Below are 25,424 nucleotides of genomic sequence, written 5' to 3'. Positions count from 1 at the left end.
ATTAACTCACATTTCCTGTGCGATGCGTTGAATGTATTTGCATGACTCTTCCGCCCCGAGTGAGATCGACTCGATAGAGGAGAGCAATTCTCGGTAAGTTGTGAGCTGAGCCTCTGCGTTCAGAAAGCCGCCATCGAAAGCACTGTCGATCTGGACTGTGTCGAGTGTCGGGATTTCTGCGGCTGCGTACTGCATCGAGTGCACTGAGCCCGTGATTTGAGCGTCAAACGGAATCACTCGGATTGTGACGGACGGCCACTGCGAGGCTTCGCTCAGGAACTCAAGCTGTTCTCGCATCGTGTCGGCATCGCAGTACCTCATGCGCAGTGCTGCCTCATGGATGAAGGCTTCAAAGGGGGTTGGGCTGGGCCGATCAAAGATTGCGCGCCTCCGCATACGGTGCTCAACGCGCAAGTTCAGCTCTCCGGACGGAAGCGTGGCGGCGACACTGCTCTGAATCAACCCACGGGCGTACGACTGTGTTTGAAGGACGCCAGGCGCGTGCAACATGTAGATGCCCCGAAGCTTGGTTGCGTGAAACTCCAGCTCGGCCACGTCCAGGTTGCCGGGCGTCAGCGCTCCGCGGTAGTCCTCCCACCAGCCTTTGAAGCGTTCGTCAGCCATCTTCGCGAGCGCATCAACGAGGTACTTGTCTGTTGCTGAGTAGTGCACGGCGAGACGTCGTACGCGTTCGCTGCTCACGCCGTACCGGCCGGACTCGATATGGCTGATTTGGGCGCGCTCGCCACCCAAGATTGCTGCCGCTTCAGAGCCGGACATGCCGGCCCGCTCTCGCATCCTGCGTAGTTCAGTGCCCAACCGCCTTTGTCTGGCGGATGGGTAACTCCGTGGCGGCATGAACCCTCCCTCAACTGCCTGTACGAGTGTGCCGCCCGCTGTGCCATGAGTCCACCCTTGGGGGTGCGACGGCCGTACCACTGTTGCGCCGTCACAATGTTGTGCCCTACCTTCCAAGCAGCACCGCGTCGCACGCCAGTTAGCCCGAAGTGCAGCCGCGCGTAAGCCAGTTGAGGCATGCGCATCGTGCGGCCATTGCCACGCATGGCGAGCAGCGCGAGCACACACGCGTTGGGAGACGACGACATGACGACCGCAGGCTTAGTGCCTCCCGCACCACCCGTTTCCACATCCACCATGACCTTCCGCCTGACCACAGCGAACCGCGAGGAAGCCGCCGGCGGCATGCGTGATCTGGTCGCAGCGCTGTGCCGTAGCTCGGGGCACAAGCAGCTCGCCGAGGCTGCTCGGCTCTGTACGAGCGAGGTGGTCACCAACGTCTACCGGCACACCCGAGCAAAGCTCGTGTACGTCGACGTGACGGTCGGCAAGCGAGAGGTGAGCGTGTACGTACACGACGACTTGCCGCGTGGTCTGCCGATGCCGCGTGAGATCAGCGACGGAGAGGGCGGGTACGGCCTGTTCATCGTGGACAGCCTTGCGGACCGCTGGGGAACCGCGCAGTACGGGGGACTGCTCCCGACGTCCAAGTCGGTGTGGTTCTCCATGGTCGAGGGTGGGCGGGGTGCCTCGTGATCAAACCCAAGATCGTGCACGTGATGGCGTTTGGGCCCGAGAATAAGCCGGGTCCTGTGTGGTTTGCCCTCGGTACAGAGGTGATCGTCGAGCTCTCGCGAGAGCTCGCTCACGACGTCACTTGCCAACTCGGCGATCAACTGGGCTTGTTCGTGTCGGCGCGTGACGGTGTCGCAGAGGCAGCAGAGTGAGCCCCGGCATGGAGCGCGCATTCTGGGGTGTAATCGTCATCGCGGTCGCCCTTGGACTGCTGGCGCTGCTGGCGATCTACTGGTCGATGCCGTCGCCCTGCCGCGCGTATGTCGCGCCGCGGACGGACCGGAACGGCTACTCGTACACCTGCTACTGCTGGGCGCAGCCCGTGCGTGTCACCTTCTGCGCCGAGTCGGACCGTAAGCGGCGTCGGCACGCGAAGCTCGACCAGCCTCCCCAAGGCCGCGGCAGCCGCCCCGACCCGTCTCCCCGCGCTGGGGCGGACCGCGAAAAGGAGGGGGACATAGCGCCCGTGCCCGTGGCCGCATAGGTGCACCCGCACGGTGACTGTCCCCTACGAGAGGACCCTGGGCGTTGCTGGTTGCGGAGGGTCCTCCCGTGTCTGGACGCGACAAAACAAAGGCGCCCCCGTCGCCAGCCCGAGGGCGGCGGCGGGGGCATGCTGCGTTATAGAAGCAGGCTGAGGGCTGACAGGCAGATGACAAGCGCGGCACCCAAGGTCGTTCCGGCGTTCCCGGTCGCCTCGGCGCCAGAGCCCCCCGTACCTAAGGTGATGATTCCTGCCACCAGTGCGGCGGTGATCGAGAGAAGAAAGCACAGCGCTACGTACAGAGCCTTGTCTCGGCTAGGTGTTTGCAAAGGTCCGATCCCTCTCCGGTGATCGGACCTTGGGTGCGCAGACCTCAGCCCGACCACCACCATGGCGTGTGGTCTAGCTGAGGCTCTGCCGACGCGTGAGTCTCAAGAGGTGCCTTGCCAGGGCTACTCGGCATTCACCTGCGTACCGGTCGTAGGCTGCGGCGATTCGGTGACGGTGAGCGTTACCTAATCGGGGCGTCGGACCCGATCTCGCTTGCGCCTCTCTTGCAGTGCCTCAACTAGCCTACGGCAAAGGTGAGTTATTGCGTGGCGAACTGCCACGTGGTGAGCACGAGACCGAAGACGGCGACTAGGGCGAGGACGCTGGGCAGCGGCCACCGGCCGCGTTCGAGGGTGTCGAGGCGCTGTTCGTGGTCGGCGAGCTGCCGGTCGGCTTGGTCGCCTCGCTGCACGACGAGGGCGAGCTGCCCGTCGAGGCGCGCGAATCCCGCCTTGACGACCCCCCCCGGAGCCGTTCCAGTTCGAGGGCGACGTCGGACGGGTCCGGTTCGGTCACTTGGCACCCCGATCTCGGTCGAGGGCGAGCAACTCGTCGTCGGCGTCCGGGGCGGTAGACAACCATCCGGGCAGCAGGTTCTCGACGACCGGCAGGGCCATTATGAGAGTGAGGCCGTCGGCTATGGCGAGCGCGACGGCGACACCGGCCGTGGTCTGCGGGATGCCGGATGCGTCGATGATCAGAGGGAGGGCGGCCGCAAGGGAGAGGGCTGTCTGAAAGAGGGTGCGGATGGTGCGGCGGGTGGACTGACTCGGATTCATGGGTATGGGCTTTCAGTCTGTGGATGGCAGGCGCAGGTGATCTGGGAAGGGCTGAGGGGGTGACAGTGCTTCTTGATCAACTTCCGGCGCTGATCGGTGTTGTGGTGGGCTCGACGGCCTCGTACGCAACGCAAAACCTGACGGAACGCCGCAAGTGGAAGCGGCAGAGGGAAGAGCGGTGGGACGAACGGCGCTTTGAGACGTACGGTCGCTACGCCAATGCCCTGAAGGCCCAACTCCGCATCGCCCAGCGCATAGGCGCAGCCAAGGGATTCAATGACGTTGCCGACCCGGCGGACCCGGCTGAATGGCTGCCGTTGCTCGCCGAGGCCGAGTCCCGTCGCGCGGAGGAGTGGGAATCGGTGCTGCTTGTCGGGGATGCGGAGACGATCGCGGCGGCGCGGCGGTGGCACGAAACGATATGGATGATCGAGCTGCTCGTACGAGAGGGAACGGTTGAGTCCGACGCCGACAAGTGGACGAAGGCCCACCAGTTGGCCAGTGCGGCACGTGACGCCTTCTACGTGTCCTCGCGGCGCGACCTTGGGATCGCTGGCGCACCCCCTCCTTCTGGAGAGTGGCCGCGGCCCTGGCGGATCGAGCTCTCCGAGTGAGCGTTCATGATCGGGGGACTCTGAGCGCGTCCCAGGACGTGCGGCCCGGCCATCCGTCTGTGTCGCTGCCGGTGTAGCCGAGGCGCCTCTGTCACTTCGCGTAGCTCCTGCGGTCCGCCTGGCTCCGGTTCGGTGACGGGTGGTACGGCTCCGGCGCCGACGCCGCGGAGGTCACCGGTGTCCGCGACCGCCTGCGTGACCTCGGCGGCACCGAGGACGCGGACCGCCTGACGCTCGCTTCGGCCGCGTTCCTCACGCCGCCCGGTGTCCCCGCGGTGGCTCCGCCACCGGGGCGGCCGCTCGGTGGCGCCGAGCCCACCGCGGCGAGTGTCGTCGACGACCTCGGCCGGCTCGCCGAGGCAGGGCTCACCGCTTGCACCCTGTGGCTGCCTGTCGCGGCCGAGCAGGTCGAGAAGGCCATGGAGTGGGTCGCGGCGGAGGTGGCACCGCAGCTCGCCTGATGCCGCGGCGAGGGGGCGTCCGCCCGGGCGGACGCCCCGACGCACTACCGGTAGCCGGGGGCGCGGCTCAGCCCACCGCCTCCGGTACGTACTGTCGCACCACGACCAGGAACGCGTCCGACTCCAGGTCCATCACGACCTCCGCCGCCACGCCCTCGTTACGGCGGTCCCGGGCGAACTCCTCGGCGGGCCAGCTGCCGCGCGGGCCGCCGGCGGGAAAGCGTTCCAGCACTGTACGACGCATTCGTCGCACCCCCTCGTTTTCTTCCGGCACTCGCACAACGATGTCCCCACCGCGTGCGTTACGGCCCCCCGTGGGCCCCCCGTGGCCGGTGCTCCGCTGGTAAGGACGTGCCGCGCGGCCGGAACGGCGCGTTCAACGTGCAACAGCATCGCCACAGTTGTGGGCAAGATCAGGGCGCCCGGTTCCCCCCGGGGGTTTCCGTGGCACTCTGTTGCGGGCAATCCACTGGGGGCTACGGAAGAGGGGGAACCGTGATCGTCTGGATCAACGGTGCGTTCAGCGCGGGCAAGACCAGCACCGCGCGCGAACTGGTCGACCTGATCCCGAACAGCACCTTGTACGACCCCGAGGTGATCGGCGGCGTGCTGCGGCATCTGCTGCCGCAGAAACGACTCGCCGAGGTCGGCGACTACCAGGACCTGCCGATCTGGCGCCGCCTCGTCGTCGACGGCGCGGCCGCGCTGCTCGCCGAGGTCGGCGGGGTCCTCGTGGTGCCCATGTCGCTGCTGCGGCAGGAGTACCGCGACGAGATCTTCGGCGGGCTCGCCTCCCGCCGTATATCCGTACGGCATGTGCTTCTTACGCTTGAGGAAACGATCCTGCGCGACCGAATCGCCGCCCGCGTCGAAGTGCCCGACGACCCCGAGGCCAGCGAGCGCTGCCGTCAGTGGGCGTACGAGCACATCGCGCCCTATCGCGCGGCCCTCGGCTGGCTCACCGAGGACGCCCACGTCGTCGACAACGGCGCCCTCACCCCGCGCCGCACCGCCGAACTCATCGCCGAGGCCGTACGCAGCGGAGCGGCCCGCGCCTGCGAGATCGTCCAGACGCCGGAGCCCACGGCCGAGACCCTCGCCGCCGGAGTACTGCTCTTCGACGAGAGCGACCGGGTGCTCCTGGTGGACCCGACGTACAAGCCGGGCTGGGAGTTCCCCGGGGGCGTCGTCGAACGCGGCGAGGCGCCCGCCCGCGCGGGCATGCGCGAGGTCGAGGAGGAGATCGGCATACGGCTCGACCGGGTGCCCCGCCTCCTCGTCGTCGACTGGGAGCCGCCGACGCCCCCCAGATACGGCGGGCTGCGGCTGCTCTTCGACGGCGGACGGCTCGATCTCGCCGACGCCGGGCAAGTGCGGCTGCCGGGCTCGGAGCTGCGTGGCTGGCGGTTCGTCGGCGAGGAGGAGGCCGCTCATCTGCTGCCGCCCGCCCGCTACGAACGGCTCCGCTGGGCGCTGCGGGCCCGGGAGAAGTCGACCGTGTTCAACCTGGAGGCGGGGGTGCCGGTGGGGTGAGGGGCGTCGGGTGTGGGCGCGCCCCGGTCAGGCGGTCGCCCGGGACGCTTCGGTCAGCACCCGCGTGCCCCGCGTCAGGCGGTCGCCTGGGACGCACCGGCCGGCACCCGCGCGCCCGCTCAGGCAGACGCCTCCGTCAGCACCTTCGCCGCGTCCGTCGTCAGCGGGTCCCCGTGGCCGAAGCACGCCACGGACGGGGCGAGGGCGGCGAGCCGCCGGAACGAGGCCTGGGCCTGCGCCCGGTCCACGTTGAAGACGCCCAGCATCACCTGGCCCACCCCGGCCACGCAGTCGCCCGTGAACAGCACGCCGTGGCGCGGGAGATGGATGCCGATCGAGCCGTCGGTGTGGCCGGGGGAGTGGACCACGACGGCGCCGCCGCCGAAGTCGAGCACGTCCCCGTCCTCGACCTCGCGGTCGACCCTGGTCGACGGTGCCTCCGGAACCGTCAACGCGTGCTCCCACAGCGGAAGTTCCCAGTCCAGCAGAACCGGGTCCGCCCTCGGCCGCTCGCCCCGGATCACCGGCGCGTCCAGCCGATGGGCGATCACCTCGGCCCCGTACCGCTCGGCCAGCTCGCCGGCCGCCCCGTAATGGTCGTTGTGGCCGTGTGTGATCACGATCCGGCGGATCGCGGCCGGGTCGAGCCCGAGGCCGCGAATCGCCTCCTCGATGGGCGCGGCGGCGTTGACGTCACCCGCGTCCACCAGCGTCAACTCGTCCCCGTCCTGCCACAGATACGCCTGGCCGATCGGGAAGCGGAACATGTGCAGCTGCGACGTCACCTGTACGAGATCCATACGGCGAACGTACGTCGCGCCCGCCGCACACGGCATGGATCTACGCTCTGCGCGATTCCGCCCAGAGCGTGACGGGGGTCGTCACACTCCGGGCGGAACAGAGGTGATGAACCGTCAGGACTGCTTGGAGCGCGCGTAGTTGACCAGGAAGTGCGCCTCGGCGACCGACAGCCGCTCCAGCTCCTGCGGCGACACGCTCTCGTTCACCGCGTGGATCTGCGCCTCCGGCTCGCTCAGCCCGATCAGCAGGATCTCGGCCTGCGGGTAGAGCGCGGCGAGGGTGTTGCAGAGCGGGATCGAGCCGCCCATGCCGGAGGACTGCATCTCCTCGCCCGGGTAGGCGATCCGCATGGCCTCGGCCATCGAGGTGTACGCCGGGCTGGTGATGTCCGCCCGGAACGCCTGGCCCTGGCCGACCTGCTCGAAGGAGACCCGCGCGTTCCACGGCACGTTCTTCTCGATGTGCGCGTACAGCAGCTTGGTGGCCTCGGCCGCGTCCACGCCCGGCGGCACCCGCAGGCTGATCTGCGCCCGCGCGCTCGCCGGGATGGACGGCGTCGCACCCGCCACCGGGTGGCAGTCGATGCCGACCACCGTGACGGCCGGACGCGCCCAGATACGGTCGGCGACCGTGCCGGTGCCGGGCAGGTCGACCCCGTCGAGCACCTTGGCGTCCTTGCGGAACTCGGCCTCCGGGTACTGGAGTCCGTCCCACGCCGAGTCGGCGGCGAGCCCGTCGACGACCGTCTGCCCGTTCTCGTCCCGCAGCGAGTCCAGTACGCGGATCAGCGCGGCCAGCGCGTCGGGCGCCGCGCCGCCGAACTGGCCCGAGTGCAGGTTGCCTTCGAGCGTCTCGATGCTCACCCGGATCATCGTCATCCCGCGCAGGGTCGCGGTGACCGTGGGCAGGCCGACACGGAAGTTGCCGGTGTCGCCGATGACGATGGCGTCGGCGGTGAGCAGGTCGGGGTGCGCCTCGGCGTACCGCTCCAGACCGCCCGTGCCCTGCTCCTCCGAGCCCTCGACGATGACCTTCACCGAGACCGGGACGCCACCGTTGGCCTTCAGCGCGCGCAGCGCGAGGAGGTGCATGATGAAGCCGCCCTTGCAGTCGGCGGCGCCGCGCCCGTACCAGCGGCCGTCGCGCTCGGTGAGCTCGAACGGCGGGCTCAGCCAGGCGGACTCGTCCAGCATCGGCTGTACGTCGTAGTGCGCGTACAGCAGAACGGTCGGCGCGTCGGCCGGGCCGGGCAGGAAGCCGTAGACCGACTGGGACCCGTCCGGGGTGTCGAGCAGGGCCACATCCTGGAAGCCCTCGGCGCGCAGTGCCCCGGCGACCCAGGCGGCGGCCGCCTCGCACTCGCTCCTGGGCGCCACTGCCTCGTCCGCCACCGATTGGAACGCCACCAGTTCCGTGAGCTCCGCCTGTGCGCGGGGCATGAGAGAGGCGACGGTCTCGGCGATCGGATTCGCGGTCATGGGCACGCTCCTCGTGGGTGCGACGTTGAAGTACGTGAACGCGTACGTACGCGCACGTGTATGTACTACGAAGGTATGGCCGATCCTCCCACACGGTGGAGCGGGACCTACCGCGCCGTAGGATGCGGTCATCAGCATGGCCACGGGTCGGATCGGGAGCAGAAGCACATCGTGAGCAGCGAGAACGCAGATGCCGGGACGCAGCACGGCGAGCCGGGGACGGCGCCCGTGTGGGATGTCGTCGTGGTCGGCGCCGGGCCCGCGGGCGCCTCGGCGGCCTACGCGGCGGCCGTCGCGGGCCGCCGGGTGCTCCTCCTGGAGAAGGCCGAGCTGCCCCGCTACAAGACCTGCGGCGGCGGCATCATCGGACCGTCGAGGGACGCGCTGCCGCCCGGGTTCGAACTGCCCCTGAAGGAGCGGGTGCACGCGGTCACGTTCTCGCTGAACGGCCGCCTCACGCGCACGCGCCGCTCCAAGCAGATGCTCTTCGGGCTCATCAACCGGCCGGAGTTCGATGCCGGTCTGGTCGAGGCGGCCCAGAAGGCGGGCGCCGAGCTGCGCACCCAGGTCACCGTCCAGCGGGTCGAGCAGCACGGCTCGGCCGTCCCCGACCGGCGCACGGTCGCGGTGGTGCTGGCCGGCGGAGAGACCGTCCTCGCGCGCGCGGTCGTCGGCGCGGACGGCAGCGCCAGCCGGATAGGAGCCCATGTCGGCGTCAAGCTCGACCAGGTGGACCTGGGCCTGGAGGCCGAGATCCCGGTGCCCGCGACGGTCGCCGAGGACTGGGCGGGCCGGGTGCTCATCGACTGGGGCCCGATTCCCGGGAGTTACGGCTGGGTCTTCCCCAAGGGCGACACGCTCACGGTCGGCGTGATCTCCGCGCGCGGCGAGGGCGCCGGGACCAAGCGGTATCTGGAGGACTTCATCGCCCGGCTCGGCCTGGCCGGGTTCGAGCCCGCCGTCTCGTCCGGGCATCTGACCCGGTGCCGCAGCGACGACTCGCCGCTCTCCCGCGGCCGGGTGCTGGTGTGCGGGGACGCGGCGGGGCTGCTTGAGCCGTGGACCCGCGAGGGCATCTCGTTCGCGCTGCGCTCAGGACGGCTCGCGGGCGAGTGGGCGGTGCGGATCGCGGAGTCGCAGGACGCGGTGGACGCCCGGCGCCAGGCGCTGAACTACGCCTTCGCCATCAAGGCGGGCCTCGGCGTCGAGATGGGCGTGGGCCGCCGGATGCTGACGCTCTTCGAGAAGCGCCCGGCGATGCTGCACGCCGCGATCACCGGCTTCCGCCCGGCGTGGAAGGCGTTCGCCGACATCACCCGGGGCTCGACGACGCTGGCCGGTCTGGTGCGTACGCATCCGATGGCGCGGCGCGTGCTGGACGCGGTGGACCGCCGCAGCTCGTAGGGGGACCTCGTAGGAAGACCGGACGGGGGCCCGGGAGGCCGGGTCCCGCTCAGGCGTCGACGGTGATGCGGAAGACCGGGTGGTCGGGCGCGGCGGCGAGCAGTTCGTCGTCGCTCGACTTCGCGGTGACGCCCTGGAAGTACTGGTTGACCTCCCACCCCCAGCGCTCCAGGTAGGTGCGCAGGACGGCGGTCTTCTCGCTGTCCGACATCTCCACGGCCGTGAAGGCGCGGATCTTGCGGCCGACCCGCAGCTCGCCGCCGCCCGCCGCCCGCATGTTGCGCACCCACTGCGAGTGCCCGCGCGCCGAGATGAGGTACTGCGCGCCCTCGTACGTGTGCGGGTTGACCGGTACGCGCTGCATCTTGCCGCTCTTGCGGCCGCGTACGGAGAGCTCGGCGGTGCCGGCCAGGCTGAGGCCGTGGCGGGCGAGCCAGCCGATGGCGCTGTTCATCCGGATGGTGAAGCTGCTGCCCTTGAGGTAGTACGGCTGCGACGGCATCGGCTGCGACGACATGGGAACCCCTGCGTTTGGGAGAGCGGCGCTCTCGGCATTTCGAGAGCAGTGCTCTCGCTTGAGAGCAGTGTGCGCGCGATCGGTGATCCAAAGCAAGAGCAGTGCTCTCGAATTTGTGCAGAGATCTCTGGCCGGATCAGTGCTCTCGTTCTTGGGCACCGCTCTCGCCGATGGCAGAATGCCCCCATGAGCACCGTCAAGGGCGCCCGAGCCCGCGCACGTACCGAGATCACCGCCGCGATCAAGGACGAGGCGAGAAAACAGCTCGCCGCCGAGGGTGCGGCGAAGCTCTCGCTGCGCGCCGTCGCCCGCGAGCTCGGCATGGTGTCCTCCGCTCTCTACCGCTACTTCCCCAGCCGCGACGACCTGCTGACCGCGCTCATCGTCGACGCGTACGACGCCGTGGGCGAAGCCGCCGAGCGCGCCCTCGCCGACGCGGATCCCGCTCAGCCACCGGCTCAGCGCTGGGTCGCCGTCTGTCGGGCCGTGCGTGGTTGGGCGCTCGCCCACCCCCATGAGTACGCGCTGATCTACGGCTCGCCCGTCCCCGGCTACACCGCGCCCCAGACCACGATCGCTCCCGCCGGACGGGTCGGGTTCGTGCTGATCTCGATCGTGAGCGACGCCCACCGGGGCCGGGGCGTCGCGGTGCCCAAGCTCGCGCCCGAGCTGCGCGCGGAGGCGGAGCGGATGGCGGCGGAGTTCGCCCCCGAGCTGCCCCCGGCGGCCGCCGTCGCGCTGGTGGCCGCCTGGTCGCAGCTGTTCGGGCTGATCTCGTTCGAGCTGTTCGGCCAGTTCCATCGGGTCGTCGAGGAGCGGGACGCGTTCTTCGGGCACGCGGCCGCCGGGCTCGCGGCCACGGTCGGGCTGGTACTCCCCGGGGAGTAGCCGTGATCACCACGCCGGGCTGACGCCCGCGCCGCAGGCACGGGGCTAGCGTGGCCGGTATGGAACAGCAGCAGCCACCGCGCCCCGCCCGCTGCGGTGCCCCGGCCCGGCCCCGGGAGGCGCCGCCTCTGCCGCCCTGGGCGCGGTTCGGGGGCGCGGGGGCCTGGGGTCCGGGCCGCGCGGTGGGGGCCGACGGGCGGTCCCGGCTGCCGTGGGTGTCGACCATCCTGCTGACCGTGTTCGTCATGGCAGGCTCCGGCTTCGCCGCGCACGGCCAGCCCGATCGCGCCCCGCTCGACGTCTTCGCGCGGCTGCTCATCGTCGCGGCTTGCGCTGTGCTCCTGCTGCGCCGCCGCCACCCCGTGCTCGCCGTCTTCGGTACGGCGGGCGCCACCATGGTCTATCTGGGCGCCGGTTACCCGTACGGGCCGATCCTGATCGCCGTGGCCGTCGGCTGCTTCGCGGCGATCGTCGCCGGGCACCGCCGGGCCGCGTGGGCGGCGGTCGGGATGCTCTGGCTCGGCCATCTCCTCGTCGCCCACTGGCTCTACCGCTGGCTGCCCCCGCAGGGCGACCGGGCCGCGCCCTGGGGGCAGGAACTTGCCGTCACCGCCTGGGTGTTGGCGGTCCTGGCGGTCGCCGAGCTCATGCGCGTACGACGTGAGCAGTGGGCCAGGGCCGGGGCCGAGCGGGCGGCCGCCAACCGGCGGCGCGCCGACGAGGAGCGGCTGCGGATCGCCCAGGAGTTGCACGATGTGCTCGCGCACAGCATCTCGGTCATCAACGTCCAGGCGGGCGTGGGCCTCGCACTGCTCGACTCCGACCCGGAACAGGCGCGCACCGCGCTGACCACCATCAAGTCGGCCAGCAAGGAAGCGCTCGGTGAGGTCCGCCAGGTCCTGGACACGCTGCGCGCCCCGGGAGACGCGCCCCGCTCGCCCGCTCCCGGCCTGGACCGCCTGCCCGAACTCGTCGAACAGGCCGCGGCCGCCGGGCTCACCGTCGAGACCGAGACCACCGGCGTACGCAGGAACCTGCCGCCCGGGGCCGATCTGGCCGCGTTCCGTATCGTCCAGGAGGCGCTGACCAACGTGGTGCGCCACTCCGGCTCCCGTACCGCCCGGGTCGGGGTCGGATACACGCCGGGCATGCTCGAACTGCGCGTCGACGACGACGGACCGGCCGCGCCGGGCGACGCGGGCGGCTCCGGGAACGGGCTGATCGGCATGCGGGAGCGGGCCGCCGCGCTCGGCGGCACCATCGAGGCGGGCCCGCGCCCGGACGGCGGCTTCCGCGTGGTCGCCCGGCTCCCGCTCACCCGTACCGCACCCAGGGAGACACCGTGATCCGCGTACTGCTCGCCGACGACCAGTCGCTGGTCCGGGCCGGGTTCCGGGCGCTGCTGGACGCCCAGCCGGACATCGAGGTGGTGGGCGAGGCCGCCGACGGCGAGGAGGCGGTGGGCGGGGTGCGCGAACTGCGGCCCGACGTCGTGCTGATGGACATCCGCATGCCGCGCCTCGACGGGCTCGCCGCCACCCGCCTCATCACCGGCGACGAGGAGCTCGCGGCGGTGAAGGTGGTCATGCTCACCACGTTCGAGCTAGACGAGTACGTCTTCGAGGCGATCCGCGCCGGTGCCTCCGGGTTCCTGGTCAAGGACACCGAGCCGGAGGAACTGCTGCGTGCCGTAAGGGCCGTGGTGCACGGGGACGCGCTGCTCTCGCCGGGGGTGACCCGGCGGCTCATCGCCGAGTTCGCGGCCCGCTCCAAGGAACCGGCCACGGCCGAGAGTCTGAGCCACCTGACCGAGCGGGAGCGCGAAGTGATGGCGCTGGTCGGGATGGGCCTGTCCAACGAGGAGATCGCCCGGCGCCTGGTCGTCAGCCCGCTCACCGCCAAGACCCATGTGAGCCGCACCATGGTCAAGCTCGGCGCCCGCGACCGGGCCCAACTGGTCGTCCTGGCCTATGAGTCGGGCCTGGTCCGGCCGGGCTGGCTCGGCTGATTCCGGCGGCGCTCTCCCCGGCGGTTCTCACCCGCGTACGAGAAGCGCCACAGGACGTGTACGGTCCGGCTGACGAAGACGAGGACGGCGGCGGCCGTGCCCGCGAGGAGCAGCAACCCCCGGGCGGGATGGCGCAGTTCGAAGGTGAAGACGGGTCCGGCGACGGCCCCGAACGCGAGGAACGCCCCCAACAGGGCGGTCACCACGGCGTAGCCGATCTCGACGGTGACGGCATCGCGGTCGGCCCGGCTCCGGTTCCCCATGGGAGAAGTGTCCGCACAGATGCGGCCGACGGGCAAGAAGCACCCGTCGGCCGCATCTCCCCCCGTGGGCGCGTCAGTCGCGTACGGCGACCTTCGCGGGCTCGGGCGTCGCGACCGCGTCCGAGGCCGCGACCACCAGCGTCGGGCGGTCGGGCCGGGTGCGCAGACCGGTCAGGGTGATGAGGAGTCCGGCGAACGCGATGCCGGTGACGACCCACAGACCCGGCCGGAAACTGTCCAGCATGGCCTGCGGCGAATCGCCCTTGTGGCCCGCCGTGATCACGGCGGTCACCACGGCCAGGAAGATCGCGCCGCCCACCTGGATCGAGGTGTTCAGCAGCCCCGAGACCATGCCCTGCTCGCTGTCGTCCACGCCGGTGGTGGCCTGGATGTTGAGCGAGGGGAAGACGAGCGCGCAGGCTGCGCCGAGCAGCAGCATCGACGGCAGGATGACGGCCGCGTACTGCGGAGTCAGGCTGATGCGCAGGAACAGCGCGTACGCCACGACCAGCGACGCGAAGCCGACGGCGAGGATCCTCGGCGTACCGAAGCGGTCCACGATCGAGCCGATCCCCACCGAGGAGAGCGCGACGAGCACACCGGCGGGCAGGAAGGCGAGCGCGGTCTGCAGCGCGGACCACTCAAGGACCGACTGCATGTACTGGGTGACCATGAACTGGAATCCGACGTACGAGCCGAAGAACGCGGCCGCGCCCAGCTGGGTGCGCACCTGGGCCCCGGAGCGGAGCACGCCGAGTCGGATGAGCGGGCTGGCGGTGCGCTGCTCGATACGGACGAACACGGTCAGCAGCACGGCGACGGCGAGGAACGACAGGAGCGTACGGGCGGAGGCCCAGCCGACCTCGGGTGCCTGCACGACGGTGTAGACGAGGAGCAGCATCGAGCCGGTGCCGGTGACGGCGCCCGGTACGTCGTAGTGGCGCTTGCCCTCGGGGCGGGCGCTGCGCGGGATGAGCTTGAGGCCCGCGAACAGGGCGATCAGCGCGACCGGGGCCGGCAGCAGCATGGTCCAGCGCCAGCTGAGCTCGGTGAGCAGACCGGACAGGACCAGGCCCATGGAGAAGCCGGTGGCGGCGCAGGTGGTGTAGATGGAGAGCGCGCGGTTGCGCTGCGGGCCCTCCTTGAACGTGGTGGTGATGATCGAGAGGCCGGCGGGCGCGGTGAACGCGGCGCTGAGGCCCTTGATGAAGCGGCTGGCGATCAGCAGCGGCCCGGAGTCGACGAGTCCGCCCAGCAGCGAGGCCAGCGCGAAGACGCCGAGCGCGATGAGGAAGACCTGGCGGCGGCCCATCAGGTCGGCGGCGCGTCCGCCGAGCAGCAGCAGACCGCCGTAGCCGAGGATGTAGCCGCTGACGATCCACTGGAGCGTCGACGTGGTGAGGTGCAGATCGGTGGCGATCGAGGGCAGTGCGACGCCGACCATGGAGACGTCGAGGGCGTCCAGGAACATCGCGGCGCAGAGCACCAGGAGGGTTCCCCACAGTCGGGGACTCCAACGCTCTTGGGTGGACGGGGCGTTGAGCGGAGTGGTCATGCGGAGGACAGTACATGCACATGCATGAGGTGCAAACGCATTTAATTCCGATGCAACAAAGCCCGTCTTCTCTGCTAACGTGCGGACATGGCGGCCAAGAAGTCCGAGCGCATGCTCGTGGACGAGTGGCGCGGCATCCTCGCGGTGCACGCGCGCACGACGTGCGAGCTCGATCGCGAGCTGCATCAGTACGGGATCGGTGCGAGCGACTTCGAGGTGCTCGACGTCCTCGTCGAAGGGTGCGCGGAGGACGGTCATGAGGCCTACCGCGTGCAGGAACTCTCCGCGCGCGTCCATCTCAGTCAGAGCGCGCTGTCCCGCCTGATCGGCAGGCTGGAGAAGGTGGGCCTGGTGACACGCGGGATGTGCAGCGAGGACCGGCGGGGCGTCCGGGTCGCGATCACGGACGCGGGCCGGACGCGGCATGCCGAGGTGCGGCCGTTGCAGCGGGCAGTGCTGGCGCGCATGTTGGCGGAGCGGGCCGCGTAGGGACCGTTCGTGGACCGGTCCATGCGCTCGGCGCCAAGGGGCCGGCCCTCCTGGCAACTGCTCTGGTGGACCGGCCCTTCTGGCGTCGTGCGACCGCTCGCGGCTGCTACCGCATGACGATGGCCGAGTTGTCGCGCCACAGTTCGGCGAGCGACGCGTCGCCCGCAAGGGCAACGGATGAGAGCGGCCTACGGTTCCACAGCGTCAGATAGAGCTCGTACGCCGCGCCGCTCAGCTCGCAGTCGGCGGCGCCGTCGTCGTCGCGGACCGTGCGCGGCACCCCGTCCGACAGATGCACCGTCCACACCGCGTCCGTGTCCGTCGGCCGTACGCGCAGCACCTGCGGGGTGCGCGTGCGCACCCGGCTCTTCTCCCTGGCGTGGAACTGGCACAGCAGCTCGTCGATGCCGTCGGCGGCGAACTCCGGGGTGGGAAGGGTGAGTTCACCGCCCCGCGCGGACTCGGCGTCCACCCGGTGGATCGCCGTCTCGTGCGCCTGGCGACGGGCCCAGAACGCCACCGGCGACGACGCGGGCATGAAGTGCCAGCACGCAAGATCCTCGGGAGCCTCGGCGAGTGCGTCGACGAGCGCGCTGTGGCCCTCGCGGAACCAGGCAAGGAGTTCGGCGCCGTCGAGGTCGGGCTCCTCGGGGGCGGGGTGGAACTCGGTGAGGCACTCGACGATGTAGGTGGTGGCCCAGCGATGCACGGTGCCCGTGTGCCGTACCAGGTCCCGTACCTGCCAGTCGGGGCAGGTGGGGACGGTGGCGTCCGGGCCGGCCGAGGCGGCGGCCTCGGCCAGCAACCGGCCCTCGCGGCCGAGGATGTCGATGAGTTCTGCGGTGTCCATGTCGAAATTCTGCCAGCGGGACGGGCGTGCGGTCTGCTCTACGCAGTGCTCCCCGTCACGCGCCATGCGGAACATGACGATCCGTCATGTGCTGGCCGTGTACGACCTTCTCGTCACACCCCGGCCGTGGCGTGCCGCGAGCCGTATCCGATGAGCGCGGCCGCCGCCGACAGTACGGCGACCGTGGTCAGCGCGATCGGCAGCGACGACCACTGGGCCAGGAAGCCGATGGCGGGCGGGCCGAGGAGCATGCCGCCGTAGCCGAGCGTCGACGCGGCGGCGACCCCACCGGGTCCGGCCAGCGCGCCCGCGCGGGCCACCGCGACCGGGAAGATGTTGGCGAGGCCGAGACCCATCACCGCGAAACCGGCGAGCGCGAGCCATACGGTCGGGGCGAGCGCGCCGAGCAGCATTCCGGCGGCGGCCGTCGTGCCGCCCGCGACCAGCGTGCGGGTCTGGCCGAGCCGTTCGAGCAGAGTGGTGCCGCTGAGCCGGCCCGCCGTCATGGCCAGGGCGAAGAGGGAGTAGCCGATGGCGGCGACCCCGGGCGCGGCGTCGAGGTCCTGCTCCAGATGGAGCGCGCCCCAGTCGGCCATGGCGCCTTCCCCGTACGCCGTGCACAGCGCGATCACGCCGAACAGGAGCACCAGGCGGCGGGCCCGTCCGTCCAGGCGCCGCCCCTGGGCGTGCGGGGTGTCGGCGTGCGCCGGTGCCGGGTGACGCAGCAGCGCCGGTCCGGCGAAGGCGGTGACCAGCAGGCCGAACCCGGTGAGCGCGAGCAGATGCGTGGTGGGGGAGAGGCTGCCCGCGACCAGTGCGCCGACGCCCGCGCCGAGCATGCCGCCGAGGCTGTACGCGGCGTGGAAGCCCGGCATCACCGGGCGCCGCAGCGCGGCCACGAGGTCGACGGCCGCGCTGTTCATGGCCACGTTGATACCGCCGTATGCGGCACCGAAGAGCAGCAGTACCGAGCCGAGCGCGAGCGCGGAGTGGGTCTGCGGCGGCAGCGCGATGCCCAGCGCCATCAGCGCGGCGCAGGCGACGGTGACCGGATGGCTGCCGAAGCGGCGGCAGAGCCGTCCGGTGAGCACCATCGTCACCACGGCTCCCGCCGAGACGCCGAGCAGGGCGAGGCCGAGGTCACCGGCCGAGGCGCCGGTCTGCTGCTTGATGGCCGGAATCCGGACCACCCACCCGGCGAAGAGGAATCCGTCGAGGGCGAAGAACACGGTCAGGGCGGTGCGGAGGCGGGACAGGGAGGGTGCGGCGGTCTCCGCGCCAGGTTCCCCCGAGGCGGCCGTCCGGACTTTGTTTAGTAGCGGCACAAACTCAGGATAGGGGGCGGCGGCCGTCGGGGACAAGCCGGTAACGCGCGCGTGGATCCGGCGGTATGGCGGCTGCCAGGTCGACGGGCGGTGGCCGATGTGTGACCGGGGCAACGGCCGGAAGGGCGGCCTCCGTCCTGGATCATGGGAGACTCGCCCCCATGAACGGCAAGGCGACGCACACCAAGACGAGGCTGGACAGGGGCCGTGGGGCACTCGGCCCCGCGCTCGAACTGGTCCACACCGGCCGCGCGCCCACCCGCGCCGTCCTCACCGCCGAACTGGGCGTCACCCGCGCGACGGCCGGAGCGGTCGCCGCCGAACTCGAAGCACTCGGACTCATCCAGGTCGACTCACGGCCCGGCGCGGCCGCCGGATCCCAGGGCCGCCCCTCGCACCGCCTCGCGGTCAACGACTCCGGCCCCGTCGCCCTCGCCGCCCAGGTGCACGCCGACGGATTCCGCGCCGCGCTCGTGGGCCTGGGCGGCCGTACGGTCGCCACCGCGCCCGGCTGCGTCACCGTCTCCGCCGACCCGGCGCAGGTACTCGGCGAAGTCGTGGCGGCGGGCGCCGAACTGCTGCGCGGCAGCGGGCTGCGCTGTGTCGGCGCGGGTCTCGCGGTGCCGTCGGCGGTCGCCGAGCCCGACGGCACCGCGCTCAACCCGCTGCACCTGGCCTGGCCGGCCGGGGCCCCGGTCCGCGAGATCTTCGCCGAGCAGGTACGGGCGGCGGGCATCGAAGGCCCCGCCTTCACCGGCAACGACGTCAACCTCGCGGCCCTCGCCGAACACCGCCACGGCGCCGGGCGGGGCGCGGCGCATCTGCTCTGCGTCGCCACCGGACACCGGGGCGTCGGCGGCGCGCTCGTCCTCGACGGCCGTCTGCACACCGGGAGTTCGGGCCTCGCCCTGGAGGTCGGCCACCTCACGGTCAACCCCGAGGGCCGCCCCTGCTACTGCGGCGGCCGCGGCTGCCTGGACGTCGAGACCGACCCGCTCGCCTTCCTGTCGACGGCGGGCCGCGACCCCGGCCCCGAGGTCTCGCTCCTCGAACAGTCTCGTGAACTGCTGCGCACGGAGTACGACGACGTCTCGGTGCGCCACGCCGCCGAGGAGCTGATCGACCGCCTGGGCCTGGGCCTCGCGGGCCTCGTCAACATCCTCAACCCCGACCGCATCATCCTCGGCGGCCTCCACAAGGCCCTCCTGGAAGCCGACCCCGACCGCCTACGGGCGGTAGTAGCCGACCGCAGCCTATGGGGCCGCAGCGGCGGCGTCCCGATCCTGGCCTGCTCCCTCGACCACAACAGCCTGGTGGGAGCGGCCGAGTTGGCGTGGCAGCCGGTGCTGGACGATCCGCTGGCGGCGTTGGGTTGAGGGCGCGAGCCCCCTACACCCGCAACCCGAACGCCCCCGGCGGATTCCCGATCAGAATCTGTTCCACCAGCTCCTTGCCCAGGGTGAGTTCGAGTCGTGGGCGGACGCGGCGCAGGAGGTGGGGCATGCCGGGTGTGTCCGGGGTTACCGTGTCGCCGCCAAGGAGGAGGCGGTCCGCGTAGCCCGCGTCGGCCAAGGCCTTGAGCGCGTCCGGCATGCGCCAGTCCGTGGCGTGGTTGGTGCGGGAGGGGCCGTCGAGGGCGAGGTAGGCGCCCGCCTCGGCGGCCTGGCGGTGGGCTGTGAAGTCGGGGGAGCGGTTGAGGTGGCCGAGGATCACCCGGTCGGGCGCGACCTCCAACTCCCCGCAGAGCAGGTCGAGTACGTCCAGCGCACCGGTCCCGAGCTCCAGGTGTACGGCGATGGCCGCGCCCGTGCGCCGATGCGCCTTGGCGGCCGCGCGCATCGTGAGCCGGGCGTGTTCGTCCAGACCGTGGAACCCGCCCGCGACCTTGATCAGACCGGCCCGGACCGCCGTACCGTGGATGCCCTCGGTGATCTCGCGTACGAACAGTCCGGCCAGCGATCCGCGCAGTGAGGCGAGTGACTCGGGGGAGTAGTGGGCTGCCTGGTGCAGGCCCGTGGCGGCGACGACATGGACGCCCAACCTGGCTGACAGGTCCGGGAGTTGGTCCGCCTTGCGCCCCATCCCGTGCGGCGTCCACTGGATCACCGTGCCGCCGCCCAGGTCACGGAACGCGGCCAGCCTGGTACCCGCGTCCCGGACGTCGTCCAGCTCCTTGCCCGGCAACAGCGGGCTCCGGATGAAGAGATGGTCGTGGGAGTCCACGACTCCCAGGTCGGTGGCGATGACATCGCCGCGCACGGTGCGGACGACAGGAATCTCCGTCACCACTGCCTCCCCGCCGCCATCTTGTCGCGCTCCGGCGCCGACAGATGCAGCACCTCGAACCGGTCGCCCGGACCCTGCGGCGCCTTCCCCTCCCACAGCGTGAAGTGGACCAGCTCCCAGCGGCTGGGGTCGATCACGACGGCGCTCGCCACCGCGCCCTCAGCGGGTGTCCGGTCCAGCGATTCGGCCACGAAGTCCGCCGGCGGTATGCCGTCCGGCACCGGAACGCGCAGGCGTGTCGCGGACGCCGGGAGCGTGCCGGGCGCGTTCTCCTCGTACGACAGGACCGTCCAGTACCGGACCTCGGGCCGGCCGAAGGTGTCCACGAGACCCTGGAAGAGCGGGTTCCAGAGGAAGGAGTTCATGCCCTCGGGGGTGTTCCAGAGGTAGAAGGGCGCGTACGAGTTCACGGGTGAGTCCGTGCCGCGTTCGCGCATCAGATACGCCTTGAGGCCGAGCCCGGGGAAGTCGTCGAGCACATGGCCCCGGGCGGCGACCCGGGTGCGGATGGTGTCCATGTCGTAGTCGGCGGGCAGGACGATCTCGTACTGCATGGCGTGCATGACGTACTCCTGGAGTCGTACGGCTTGGAAAAGCGCAGGTCAGGTGGTACTCGGTGTGAGCAGCGCGAGCAGGCCCCGGACGCCCGCGTCGAACGCGGCGGGCGAGCCGGACGCGCGGGCCAGGACATAGCCGCCCTGGAGCGTCGCCACCACGGTCGCCGCGATCTCCTCAGGGACCAGGGAAGTGGTGAACTCTCCCGCGTCCACGCCCTCTTGGACGATCTGCGCGAGTCGGCCGCGCAGCCAGTCGATCATCTCCGTCACGGGCGCGCGCAGCTCGTCGCTGGCGATGATGTCCGGGTCCATCGTGAGGCGGCCCACCGGGCAGCCGCGCAGGACGTCGCGCTCGCGCAGCAGATAGCCGCGGATCCGCTCGTACGCCGTGCCCTCGGTCTCCAACTGGGCCTCGGCCGCGGCCCGCAGCTCCTCGGCGGTGCGGCGGATCGCGGCCAGCGCCAGATCGGGCTTGCCCGCGAAGTGGTGGTACATGCTGCCCTGGCCCGCGCCCGCCTGCTGCTGGATGGCCTTGGGGCTGGTGCCGACGTAGCCCCGCTCCCACAGCAGCTCCCGGGTGGCCTCGATCAGACGCTCGGGTGTGCTCATGCTCGTACTGTACATACGAGTAGGTACAGAATCCAGAGCAGTTCTCACGTGCCGGTCTACTCCCCGGGAGGTACGCCAAGAGCCGCTGGCTGTACGACGACCCGGGCCACCCCTCGGCGGGAGTCTCGAAGGAGCGCGAGAACGAGGCGTGCGAGACCAGTCGCTACCGAGGAGTTGAACCGCGATGAACACGCTGGCATACGACGGGCCCGGACCCTGGATCCTCTTCTTCCCGATCGTGTGGGCGGCCGTGATCTTCACGGTCGTGACGGTGCTGCGCCGCACGGCGTGGCGCGGGCGGCGCGGCCCCTGGCGGCCGCCCTTCGAGGACCGCCGGTCCTACGGCGACCGCCCGCGCGTCGACGAGCACTCGCCGCTCGCCGTGCTCGGCCGGCGGTTCGCCGCGGGCGAGATCGACGAGGACGAGTACTGGCGCCGGCTCTCCGTCCTGGACGAGGAGTTCGGCAGTCGAGGGAAGGCCGGGGCGGAGTGACCGTCGCCCCCGGTCGAGGGAGGCGACCCCGCCCGGTCAGCCCGCCACGGGCGACCGGGCGGGGGTGCGTGGATGGCCGGAGCGGCCGTCGGCGCGCGCGGCGGCGGGCCGTTTGTGCAGGCAGGGGCCGCTCGCCTTGGCGGCGGCGGTCTTCGCCTTGTACGCCGGCAGGGGAGGCAGCGCCACCACCGTGGGCGACGTGGGGAGCGTGAACCACACGGTCTTGCCCGAATCGCCGTGCGGGCGCACCCCCCAGCTCTCGCTGACCGCCGCGATCAACGCGAGTCCGCGGCCGTTGGTGGCGAGGGGGTCGGCGTCCCGTACGGCGGGCAGCCGCGGGTCGTGGTCGTGGACCGACACCGTGAGCCGGTCGAGCAGCAGCTCGATCTCCACGGTGCAGATCTTGTCCGGCTGGGCGTGCCGGTGGACATTGGTCAGCAGCTCGGTGACACCGAGCGCCGCCTGGTCTATCAACGGATCGAGATGCCAGTAGCGCAACTGCGCAGAAACGATTCTGCGGACTTGCCCGATCCGCGACGGCAGGGCTTGGAGCTCCACCGTGCAATGCCTGCTTGGCTGGCTGATCACGGCTGCGACTCCCCGATTGAGTCCGGAAGAAGCCTGTCTGGTCCGGCGGGCTGGATCACAGCGTGACCGCCGGTAAACCCTCAGTGATGTGAGACCAGGGTGGCGCAGGGGGTGGCACTCCGCAACTCGCGTCCCGGCAGTCCCTTCAGCCGCGCGGCCCGCTGGCCGGGCGTACCGCCTGGAGGAACCGCTGGGTGAGTTCCGCACCGCGCGGCCTGCCGCTCTGCTGCCCCATGGTCAGCCGGTACCGATGGCCGTTGAGCTTGGCCACCGTCCGGTCGGCCTTGGCGCCCCACGGCAGCCGGGGCTTGCCCGCGGTCACCGCGCGCAGCGGCGCGCTGTCGATCTCCCGGCCGTTGCTGGTGAGCAGCGCGAGTCGGCCGTCCTTGATCAGGACCTGGCCCGCTCGCGTCAGCGAACGCGTCCACCGCTCGATCCGCACACCCCTGACGCTGAACTCCGGCTCGGTCATGGCCGCTGTGCCCCCTTCGTACCTGATCCTGCTGGGCAGTCTGCACAACGTCGGTCGTACGCACCAGGGCGCGCGGAGGATCGGCCGTCACCCGCCGCCGTGCGCCGCTTCACCGGCGTCCCACAAGCCACCCCTATGGATCCTCAAAGGGAATGTTTGTGCAGGTGGGGGCGGTATTGTCAAGTGACGGAGCCGCGCGTTTCCAGCCGACTTCGGTGAGCCGCCCACCGGGCTCGCTCAAGGCATTTCCCCTCGGGTCATTCCCGTTCCCGGGGCCCGCGAGACATGGAGGAACGGCATGGAGACCATCGACGTGGACCGCAGCGACGCGGCCTACCGGGCGTGGCTCAAGGAGGCCGTGCGCAAGGTACAGGCCGACGCCAACCGCTCCGCCGACACGCATCTGCTGCGCTTCCCGCTGCCCGAGCGCTGGGGCATCGACCTGTACCTCAAGGACGAGTCCACCCACCCCACCGGCAGCCTCAAGCACCGCCTGGCCCGCTCGCTCTTCCTGTACGGGCTGTGCAACGGCTGGATCCGCCCCGGCAAGCCCGTCATCGAGGCGTCCAGCGGCTCGACCGCCGTGTCCGAGGCGTACTTCGCGGGGCTCATCGGCGTGCCGTTCATCGCCGTCATGCCGCGCACCACCAGCGCCGAGAAGTGCCGGCTGATCGAATTCCACGGCGGCCAGTGCCACTTCGTGGACGACTCGCGCAAGATGTACGAGGAGGCCGCGGCCCTCGCGCTGGAGACCGGCGGTCACTACATGGACCAGTTCACGTACGCCGAGCGTGCCACCGACTGGCGCGGCAACAACAACATCGCAGAATCGATCTACCAGCAGCTCAAGCTGGAGCGCTACCCCGAGCCCGCCTGGATCGTCGCCACCGCGGGCACCGGCGGCACCTCGGCGACCATCGCCCGCTATGTGCACTACATGCAGTACGACACGCGCATCTGCGTGCCGGACCCGGAGAACTCCTGTTTCTTCGACGGCTGGACGCGCGGCGACGCGCTGGCCTCCAGCGACTGCGGCTCGCGCATCGAGGGCATCGGCCGCCCCCGGATGGAGCCGAGCTTCCTGCCCGGCGCCATCGACCGGATGATGAAGGTCCCGGACGCGGCGAGCGTCGCGGCCGTACGCGCGCTTGAGCAGGCCATCGGCCGCAAGGCGGGCGGCTCCACCGGTACCGGTCTGTGGTCCGCGCTGAAGATCGTCTCCGAGATGGTGGCCGCCGGACGCACCGGCAGCGTCGTCACCCTGCTCTGCGACCCGGGCGACCGCTACCTCGACAAGTACTACTCGGACGCCTGGCTGGCCGAACAGGGCCTGGACATCGCGCCGTACACGGCCACGATCGAGGCGTTCCTGGCCAATGGAGTGTGGCCGGACTAGGTCGGTTCCCCGCCGGGCCTGCGGTCGGATGCGGCCAGCCGTCGGTCGAGGGCGGTCACGGCGTCGCGGAACGCGCGGCCCAGGCCCGCTCTTCCGATGCGCAGGACGAACCGGAAGGGCGCGCCCCCGGCCGCCGCGAACGTCCACTGCACCCGGGTGCCGGCGGCGGTCGGGGTGAGCCGCCACTCCTCCAACAGGGCGTGCGGGCCGGGGGCGTTGGTGACGTCGACCCGGTAGGCGTAGCGCGTGGCGGGTTCGGCGGCCATCACCGTCTCCTCGAACCGGGTGCCGCCGCGCAGCCGGATCTGGCGGCCGCCGTCGGTGGGCCGGGAGTGCGTCACGGCCGCGAACCACTCCGGCCAGGTCTCGGTCTCGACGGCAAGCGCCCGGTAGACGGCGTCCGCCGGGGCGGACACCTCGGCGGCGAAGACCAGACGCAACGGGGCGGACTCGACGAAGTCGAGCTCCACGGGGCGGAGTCGGCGAGCCATGCGGCCGCACCTCCAGCGGGTCGGTGTCGACAGGCACGAGCGAGCAACAACGAGCCCGCACACCATAGCTGGCGGTCCGTCAGGTGTCGTCGGCGGGGTCCGTCGGGGCCCTGGTCTTCGGTGGGAGTCCGGAGCGGTCCGTGAGGCGCCTTCGGTCGTCGGCGGAGTCCGGGGGCCTCGGCCGGTCTCCGCCGACGGCCCCGTCACATGTCTTCGGCGGGGCGCTGCTCCTCGGCGTCCGCGTCCGCGTCGTGCTCGCCCGCCACCACCAGGCCCGGCAGATGCTCGGCCATCTCCTCGCGGGCCGCGTCCGAGAGGCCCGCGTCGGTGACGAGGGTGTGCACCTCGTCCAGCGAGGCGAACGAACTCAGCCCCACCGTCCCCCACTTGGTGTGGTCCGCGACCACCACGACCCGCCGCGCGGACCGCACGAACCGGCGGTTGGTCTCCGCCTCCGCGAGGTTCGGCGTGGAGAGCCCCGCCTCCACCGAGATGCCGTGCACCCCGAGGAAGAGCACGTCGAAGTGGAGCGAGCGGATCGCCTGGTCGGCGACCGGGCCCACCAGCGAGTCGGACGGGGTGCGCACACCGCCGGTCAGCACCACGGTCGCCGCTCCCGGCCGGACCCCGACGCCACCCGCCGCGCGCTGCGCCGAGTGGAAGACGTCGGCGACCCGTACCGAGTTGGTCACCACGGTCAGATCCGGCACGTCGAGCAGCCGGTGGGCCAGCGCGTACGTCGTCGTGCCGCCGGAGAGTGCGATGGCGCTGCCGGGCACGGCCATCGCCGCCGCCGCGCGTGCGATGTCCTCCTTGGCGTTGAGCTCAAGGCCGGACTTGGCCTCGAACCCGGGCTCGTGCGTGGAGGCCTCGACCACCGGCACCGCACCGCCGTGCACCTTCTCGATGACGCCCTGGCGGGCCAGCGCGTCGAGGTCGCGGCGCACCGTCATGTCGGAGACGTTGAGCTTCCGGGTGAGTTCGTTGACCCGGACACCGCCACGCCGTCTGACCTCGTCGAGGATCAGGGCGCGACGCTGCTCCGCGAGCAGATTCTGATTGTCGCTCACTGCCGGGTCGGTCCTTCCACGTCGCCGTACACATCCGCCGCGCACACGTCTGCCGGTGCGCGTCCGCTGTACCTGTCGTCGTACAGCATC

31 protein-coding genes and 1 pseudogene are annotated in these 25,424 nt (G+C 71.0%); 13 read left to right on the top strand and 19 right to left on the bottom strand.

Annotation, left to right across the window (positions count from 1 at the left end; genetic code table 11):
• Window positions 1-6: 6 nt before the first annotated feature.
• Window positions 7-858: a helix-turn-helix transcriptional regulator gene (locus BG418_RS16595; RefSeq protein WP_188274659.1), complete on the bottom strand. Its 852-nt coding sequence runs from the start codon at window positions 856-858 to the stop codon at window positions 7-9.
• 297 nt (window positions 859-1,155) lie between these two features.
• On the opposite strand from BG418_RS16595, the gene BG418_RS16590 reads away from it, so the two are divergent.
• Window positions 1,156-1,554, top strand: a complete 399-nt coding sequence (locus BG418_RS16590) for an ATP-binding protein (RefSeq protein WP_188274658.1) — start codon at window positions 1,156-1,158, stop codon at window positions 1,552-1,554.
• A gap of 199 nt (window positions 1,555-1,753) precedes the next feature.
• The gene (locus BG418_RS16585; protein ID WP_188274657.1) at window positions 1,754-2,077 is read left to right on the top strand and encodes a hypothetical protein; all 324 of its coding nucleotides are present in this window, start codon (window positions 1,754-1,756) and stop codon (window positions 2,075-2,077) included.
• 589 nt (window positions 2,078-2,666) lie between these two features.
• Here the strand turns inward: BG418_RS16585 and BG418_RS41205 are convergent.
• Both BG418_RS41205 and BG418_RS16575 read right to left on the bottom strand, forming a co-directional pair.
• Entirely contained in the window at window positions 2,667-2,819 is a 153-nt protein-coding gene (locus BG418_RS41205; RefSeq protein WP_398999066.1) for a hypothetical protein, read from the bottom strand.
• Window positions 2,820-2,919: 100 nt separating this feature from the next.
• Window positions 2,920-3,186: a hypothetical protein gene (locus BG418_RS16575; protein WP_188274656.1), complete on the bottom strand. Its 267-nt coding sequence runs from the start codon at window positions 3,184-3,186 to the stop codon at window positions 2,920-2,922.
• Window positions 3,187-3,209: 23 nt separating this feature from the next.
• On the opposite strand from BG418_RS16575, the gene BG418_RS16570 reads away from it, so the two are divergent.
• Window positions 3,210-3,800: a hypothetical protein gene (locus BG418_RS16570; protein WP_188274655.1), complete on the top strand. Its 591-nt coding sequence runs from the start codon at window positions 3,210-3,212 to the stop codon at window positions 3,798-3,800.
• A 4-nt stretch (window positions 3,801-3,804) separates the two neighbouring features.
• Here BG418_RS16570 and BG418_RS39910 read toward each other — a convergent pair.
• Window positions 3,805-3,939, bottom strand: a pseudogene (locus BG418_RS39910) (N-acetylmuramoyl-L-alanine amidase); the annotation flags it as partial.
• Window positions 3,940-4,075: 136 nt separating this feature from the next.
• On the opposite strand from BG418_RS39910, the gene BG418_RS16565 reads away from it, so the two are divergent.
• Entirely contained in the window at window positions 4,076-4,261 is a 186-nt protein-coding gene (locus BG418_RS16565; protein WP_188274654.1) for a hypothetical protein, read from the top strand.
• A gap of 67 nt (window positions 4,262-4,328) precedes the next feature.
• Here the strand turns inward: BG418_RS16565 and BG418_RS16560 are convergent, their stop codons facing one another.
• On the bottom strand, window positions 4,329-4,505 hold the full coding sequence (locus tag BG418_RS16560; protein ID WP_188274653.1) for a hypothetical protein: 177 nt from the start codon (window positions 4,503-4,505) through the stop codon (window positions 4,329-4,331).
• Between the two features lie 251 nt (window positions 4,506-4,756).
• On the opposite strand from BG418_RS16560, the gene BG418_RS16555 reads away from it, so the two are divergent.
• Window positions 4,757-5,794: an NUDIX domain-containing protein gene (locus tag BG418_RS16555; RefSeq protein ID WP_188274652.1), complete on the top strand. Its 1,038-nt coding sequence runs from the start codon at window positions 4,757-4,759 to the stop codon at window positions 5,792-5,794.
• Between the two features lie 119 nt (window positions 5,795-5,913).
• Here the strand turns inward: BG418_RS16555 and BG418_RS16550 are convergent, their stop codons facing one another.
• Both BG418_RS16550 and BG418_RS16545 read right to left on the bottom strand, forming a co-directional pair.
• Entirely contained in the window at window positions 5,914-6,594 is a 681-nt protein-coding gene (locus BG418_RS16550; RefSeq protein ID WP_188274651.1) for an MBL fold metallo-hydrolase, read from the bottom strand.
• Window positions 6,595-6,708: 114 nt separating this feature from the next.
• Window positions 6,709-8,073 carry a dipeptidase gene (locus tag BG418_RS16545; protein ID WP_188274650.1) on the bottom strand — a complete coding sequence of 455 codons (1,365 nt, stop codon included), beginning with the start codon at window positions 8,071-8,073 and terminating at the stop codon, window positions 6,709-6,711.
• A 171-nt stretch (window positions 8,074-8,244) separates the two neighbouring features.
• Between BG418_RS16545 and BG418_RS16540 the strand changes: the two genes are divergently transcribed.
• Window positions 8,245-9,477, top strand: a complete 1,233-nt coding sequence (locus tag BG418_RS16540; RefSeq protein ID WP_188274649.1) for a geranylgeranyl reductase family protein — start codon at window positions 8,245-8,247, stop codon at window positions 9,475-9,477.
• 49 nt (window positions 9,478-9,526) lie between these two features.
• Here the strand turns inward: BG418_RS16540 and BG418_RS16535 are convergent, their stop codons facing one another.
• On the bottom strand, window positions 9,527-9,994 hold the full coding sequence (locus tag BG418_RS16535; RefSeq protein WP_398999059.1) for a nitroreductase family deazaflavin-dependent oxidoreductase: 468 nt from the start codon (window positions 9,992-9,994) through the stop codon (window positions 9,527-9,529).
• A 186-nt stretch (window positions 9,995-10,180) separates the two neighbouring features.
• Between BG418_RS16535 and BG418_RS16530 the strand changes: the two genes are divergently transcribed.
• The 3 genes from BG418_RS16530 to BG418_RS16520 are packed head-to-tail and all read left to right on the top strand — an operon-like array spanning window position 10,181 to window position 12,890.
• Window positions 10,181-10,882, top strand: a complete 702-nt coding sequence (locus BG418_RS16530; protein WP_188274648.1) for a TetR/AcrR family transcriptional regulator — start codon at window positions 10,181-10,183, stop codon at window positions 10,880-10,882.
• A gap of 59 nt (window positions 10,883-10,941) precedes the next feature.
• Window positions 10,942-12,228, top strand: coding sequence for a sensor histidine kinase (locus tag BG418_RS16525; protein ID WP_188274647.1), 1,287 nt, complete (start codon window positions 10,942-10,944; stop codon window positions 12,226-12,228).
• The gene (locus tag BG418_RS16520; protein WP_188274646.1) at window positions 12,225-12,890 is read left to right on the top strand and encodes a response regulator; all 666 of its coding nucleotides are present in this window, start codon (window positions 12,225-12,227) and stop codon (window positions 12,888-12,890) included. Before BG418_RS16525 ends, BG418_RS16520 begins: the two co-directional genes overlap by 4 nt.
• On the opposite strand, the gene BG418_RS16515 is transcribed toward BG418_RS16520, so the two are convergent.
• Window positions 12,851-13,153, bottom strand: a complete 303-nt coding sequence (locus BG418_RS16515) for a DUF6332 family protein (RefSeq protein WP_188274645.1) — start codon at window positions 13,151-13,153, stop codon at window positions 12,851-12,853. The genes BG418_RS16520 and BG418_RS16515 overlap by 40 nt on opposite strands.
• Before the next feature lie 73 nt (window positions 13,154-13,226).
• Window positions 13,227-14,708 (bottom strand): MFS transporter, encoded by a 1,482-nt coding sequence (locus BG418_RS16510; RefSeq protein ID WP_188274644.1) that lies wholly within the window; start codon window positions 14,706-14,708, stop codon window positions 13,227-13,229.
• Between the two features lie 87 nt (window positions 14,709-14,795).
• Here BG418_RS16510 and BG418_RS16505 point away from each other — a divergent pair, with 87 nt between their 5' ends.
• A complete protein-coding gene (locus tag BG418_RS16505; RefSeq protein ID WP_188274643.1) occupies window positions 14,796-15,197 on the top strand; it encodes a MarR family winged helix-turn-helix transcriptional regulator in 402 nt (133 codons plus the stop codon).
• Between the two features lie 106 nt (window positions 15,198-15,303).
• Here the strand turns inward: BG418_RS16505 and BG418_RS16500 are convergent, their stop codons facing one another.
• Together BG418_RS16500 and BG418_RS16495 are read right to left on the bottom strand one after the other, a co-directional pair.
• Complete coding sequence (locus tag BG418_RS16500; protein ID WP_188274642.1) at window positions 15,304-16,047, bottom strand: maleylpyruvate isomerase family mycothiol-dependent enzyme; 744 nt, start codon at window positions 16,045-16,047, stop codon at window positions 15,304-15,306.
• A 113-nt stretch (window positions 16,048-16,160) separates the two neighbouring features.
• Entirely contained in the window at window positions 16,161-17,372 is a 1,212-nt protein-coding gene (locus BG418_RS16495; RefSeq protein ID WP_188274641.1) for an MFS transporter, read from the bottom strand.
• A 161-nt stretch (window positions 17,373-17,533) separates the two neighbouring features.
• On the opposite strand from BG418_RS16495, the gene BG418_RS16490 reads away from it, so the two are divergent.
• Window positions 17,534-18,748: an ROK family protein gene (locus BG418_RS16490; protein WP_188274640.1), complete on the top strand. Its 1,215-nt coding sequence runs from the start codon at window positions 17,534-17,536 to the stop codon at window positions 18,746-18,748.
• Window positions 18,749-18,761: 13 nt separating this feature from the next.
• Here BG418_RS16490 and BG418_RS16485 read toward each other — a convergent pair whose 3' ends face one another.
• From BG418_RS16485 to BG418_RS16475, 3 genes are read right to left on the bottom strand one after another with little or no spacing between them, the layout of a single operon-like run.
• Entirely contained in the window at window positions 18,762-19,649 is an 888-nt protein-coding gene (locus BG418_RS16485) for a phosphotriesterase (RefSeq protein ID WP_188274796.1), read from the bottom strand.
• A gap of 5 nt (window positions 19,650-19,654) precedes the next feature.
• Entirely contained in the window at window positions 19,655-20,221 is a 567-nt protein-coding gene (locus tag BG418_RS16480) for a DUF4865 family protein (RefSeq protein ID WP_188274639.1), read from the bottom strand.
• Window positions 20,222-20,260: 39 nt separating this feature from the next.
• On the bottom strand, window positions 20,261-20,839 hold the full coding sequence (locus BG418_RS16475) for a TetR/AcrR family transcriptional regulator (RefSeq protein WP_188274638.1): 579 nt from the start codon (window positions 20,837-20,839) through the stop codon (window positions 20,261-20,263).
• A gap of 169 nt (window positions 20,840-21,008) precedes the next feature.
• On the opposite strand from BG418_RS16475, the gene BG418_RS16470 reads away from it, so the two are divergent.
• Window positions 21,009-21,317, top strand: a complete 309-nt coding sequence (locus BG418_RS16470; protein WP_188274637.1) for an SHOCT domain-containing protein — start codon at window positions 21,009-21,011, stop codon at window positions 21,315-21,317.
• Window positions 21,318-21,353: 36 nt separating this feature from the next.
• Here BG418_RS16470 and BG418_RS16465 read toward each other — a convergent pair whose 3' ends face one another.
• Complete coding sequence (locus BG418_RS16465) at window positions 21,354-21,905, bottom strand: anti-sigma regulatory factor (protein WP_188274636.1); 552 nt, start codon at window positions 21,903-21,905, stop codon at window positions 21,354-21,356.
• Between the two features lie 145 nt (window positions 21,906-22,050).
• Window positions 22,051-22,377, bottom strand: a complete 327-nt coding sequence (locus tag BG418_RS16460; protein ID WP_188274635.1) for a hypothetical protein — start codon at window positions 22,375-22,377, stop codon at window positions 22,051-22,053.
• 298 nt (window positions 22,378-22,675) lie between these two features.
• Here BG418_RS16460 and BG418_RS16455 point away from each other — a divergent pair, with 298 nt between their 5' ends.
• Complete coding sequence (locus BG418_RS16455; protein WP_188274634.1) at window positions 22,676-23,773, top strand: PLP-dependent cysteine synthase family protein; 1,098 nt, start codon at window positions 22,676-22,678, stop codon at window positions 23,771-23,773.
• Here the strand turns inward: BG418_RS16455 and BG418_RS16450 are convergent.
• Window positions 23,770-24,264 carry an SRPBCC family protein gene (locus tag BG418_RS16450; RefSeq protein ID WP_188274633.1) on the bottom strand — a complete coding sequence of 165 codons (495 nt, stop codon included), beginning with the start codon at window positions 24,262-24,264 and terminating at the stop codon, window positions 23,770-23,772. The two genes, BG418_RS16455 and BG418_RS16450, sit on opposite strands and share 4 nt — an antisense overlap.
• Before the next feature lie 203 nt (window positions 24,265-24,467).
• Window positions 24,468-25,334, bottom strand: a complete 867-nt coding sequence (locus BG418_RS16445) for a DeoR/GlpR family DNA-binding transcription regulator (RefSeq protein WP_188274632.1) — start codon at window positions 25,332-25,334, stop codon at window positions 24,468-24,470.
• Window positions 25,335-25,424: the final 90 nt, after the last annotated feature.

Origin of the sequence: Streptomyces sp. CBMA152 (assembly GCF_014596475.1) — a bacterium.
In the GTDB taxonomy this organism is placed as follows: Bacteria; Actinomycetota; Actinomycetes; order Streptomycetales; family Streptomycetaceae; genus Streptomyces.
The sequence above is the reverse complement of the archived record's forward strand: the minus strand, read 5'-3'. Positions and strand labels throughout refer to the sequence as shown.

Coding starts and splice junctions, on each gene's coding strand:
- BG418_RS16510 (WP_188274644.1), bottom strand. CDS start 14,708: ATGACCACTCCGCTCAACGCCCCGTCCACCCAAGAGCGTTGGAGTCCC.
- BG418_RS16550 (WP_188274651.1), bottom strand. CDS start 6,594: ATGGATCTCGTACAGGTGACGTCGCAGCTGCACATGTTCCGCTTCCCG.
- BG418_RS16515 (WP_188274645.1), bottom strand. CDS start 13,153: ATGGGGAACCGGAGCCGGGCCGACCGCGATGCCGTCACCGTCGAGATC.
- BG418_RS16475 (WP_188274638.1), bottom strand. CDS start 20,839: ATGTACAGTACGAGCATGAGCACACCCGAGCGTCTGATCGAGGCCACC.
- BG418_RS16560 (WP_188274653.1), bottom strand. CDS start 4,505: ATGCGTCGTACAGTGCTGGAACGCTTTCCCGCCGGCGGCCCGCGCGGC.
- BG418_RS16590 (WP_188274658.1), top strand. CDS start 1,156: ATGACCTTCCGCCTGACCACAGCGAACCGCGAGGAAGCCGCCGGCGGC.
- BG418_RS16470 (WP_188274637.1), top strand. CDS start 21,009: ATGAACACGCTGGCATACGACGGGCCCGGACCCTGGATCCTCTTCTTC.
- BG418_RS16460 (WP_188274635.1), bottom strand. CDS start 22,377: ATGACCGAGCCGGAGTTCAGCGTCAGGGGTGTGCGGATCGAGCGGTGG.
- BG418_RS16570 (WP_188274655.1), top strand. CDS start 3,210: ATGGCAGGCGCAGGTGATCTGGGAAGGGCTGAGGGGGTGACAGTGCTT.
- BG418_RS16450 (WP_188274633.1), bottom strand. CDS start 24,264: ATGGCTCGCCGACTCCGCCCCGTGGAGCTCGACTTCGTCGAGTCCGCC.
- BG418_RS16505 (WP_188274643.1), top strand. CDS start 14,796: ATGGCGGCCAAGAAGTCCGAGCGCATGCTCGTGGACGAGTGGCGCGGC.
- BG418_RS16595 (WP_188274659.1), bottom strand. CDS start 858: ATGCCGCCACGGAGTTACCCATCCGCCAGACAAAGGCGGTTGGGCACT.
- BG418_RS16575 (WP_188274656.1), bottom strand. CDS start 3,186: ATGAATCCGAGTCAGTCCACCCGCCGCACCATCCGCACCCTCTTTCAG.
- BG418_RS16500 (WP_188274642.1), bottom strand. CDS start 16,047: ATGGACACCGCAGAACTCATCGACATCCTCGGCCGCGAGGGCCGGTTG.
- BG418_RS16585 (WP_188274657.1), top strand. CDS start 1,754: ATGGAGCGCGCATTCTGGGGTGTAATCGTCATCGCGGTCGCCCTTGGA.
- BG418_RS16545 (WP_188274650.1), bottom strand. CDS start 8,073: ATGACCGCGAATCCGATCGCCGAGACCGTCGCCTCTCTCATGCCCCGC.
- BG418_RS16480 (WP_188274639.1), bottom strand. CDS start 20,221: ATGCACGCCATGCAGTACGAGATCGTCCTGCCCGCCGACTACGACATG.
- BG418_RS16530 (WP_188274648.1), top strand. CDS start 10,181: ATGAGCACCGTCAAGGGCGCCCGAGCCCGCGCACGTACCGAGATCACC.
- BG418_RS16455 (WP_188274634.1), top strand. CDS start 22,676: ATGGAGACCATCGACGTGGACCGCAGCGACGCGGCCTACCGGGCGTGG.
- BG418_RS16490 (WP_188274640.1), top strand. CDS start 17,534: ATGAACGGCAAGGCGACGCACACCAAGACGAGGCTGGACAGGGGCCGT.
- BG418_RS16535 (WP_398999059.1), bottom strand. CDS start 9,994: ATGTCGTCGCAGCCGATGCCGTCGCAGCCGTACTACCTCAAGGGCAGC.
- BG418_RS16525 (WP_188274647.1), top strand. CDS start 10,942: ATGGAACAGCAGCAGCCACCGCGCCCCGCCCGCTGCGGTGCCCCGGCC.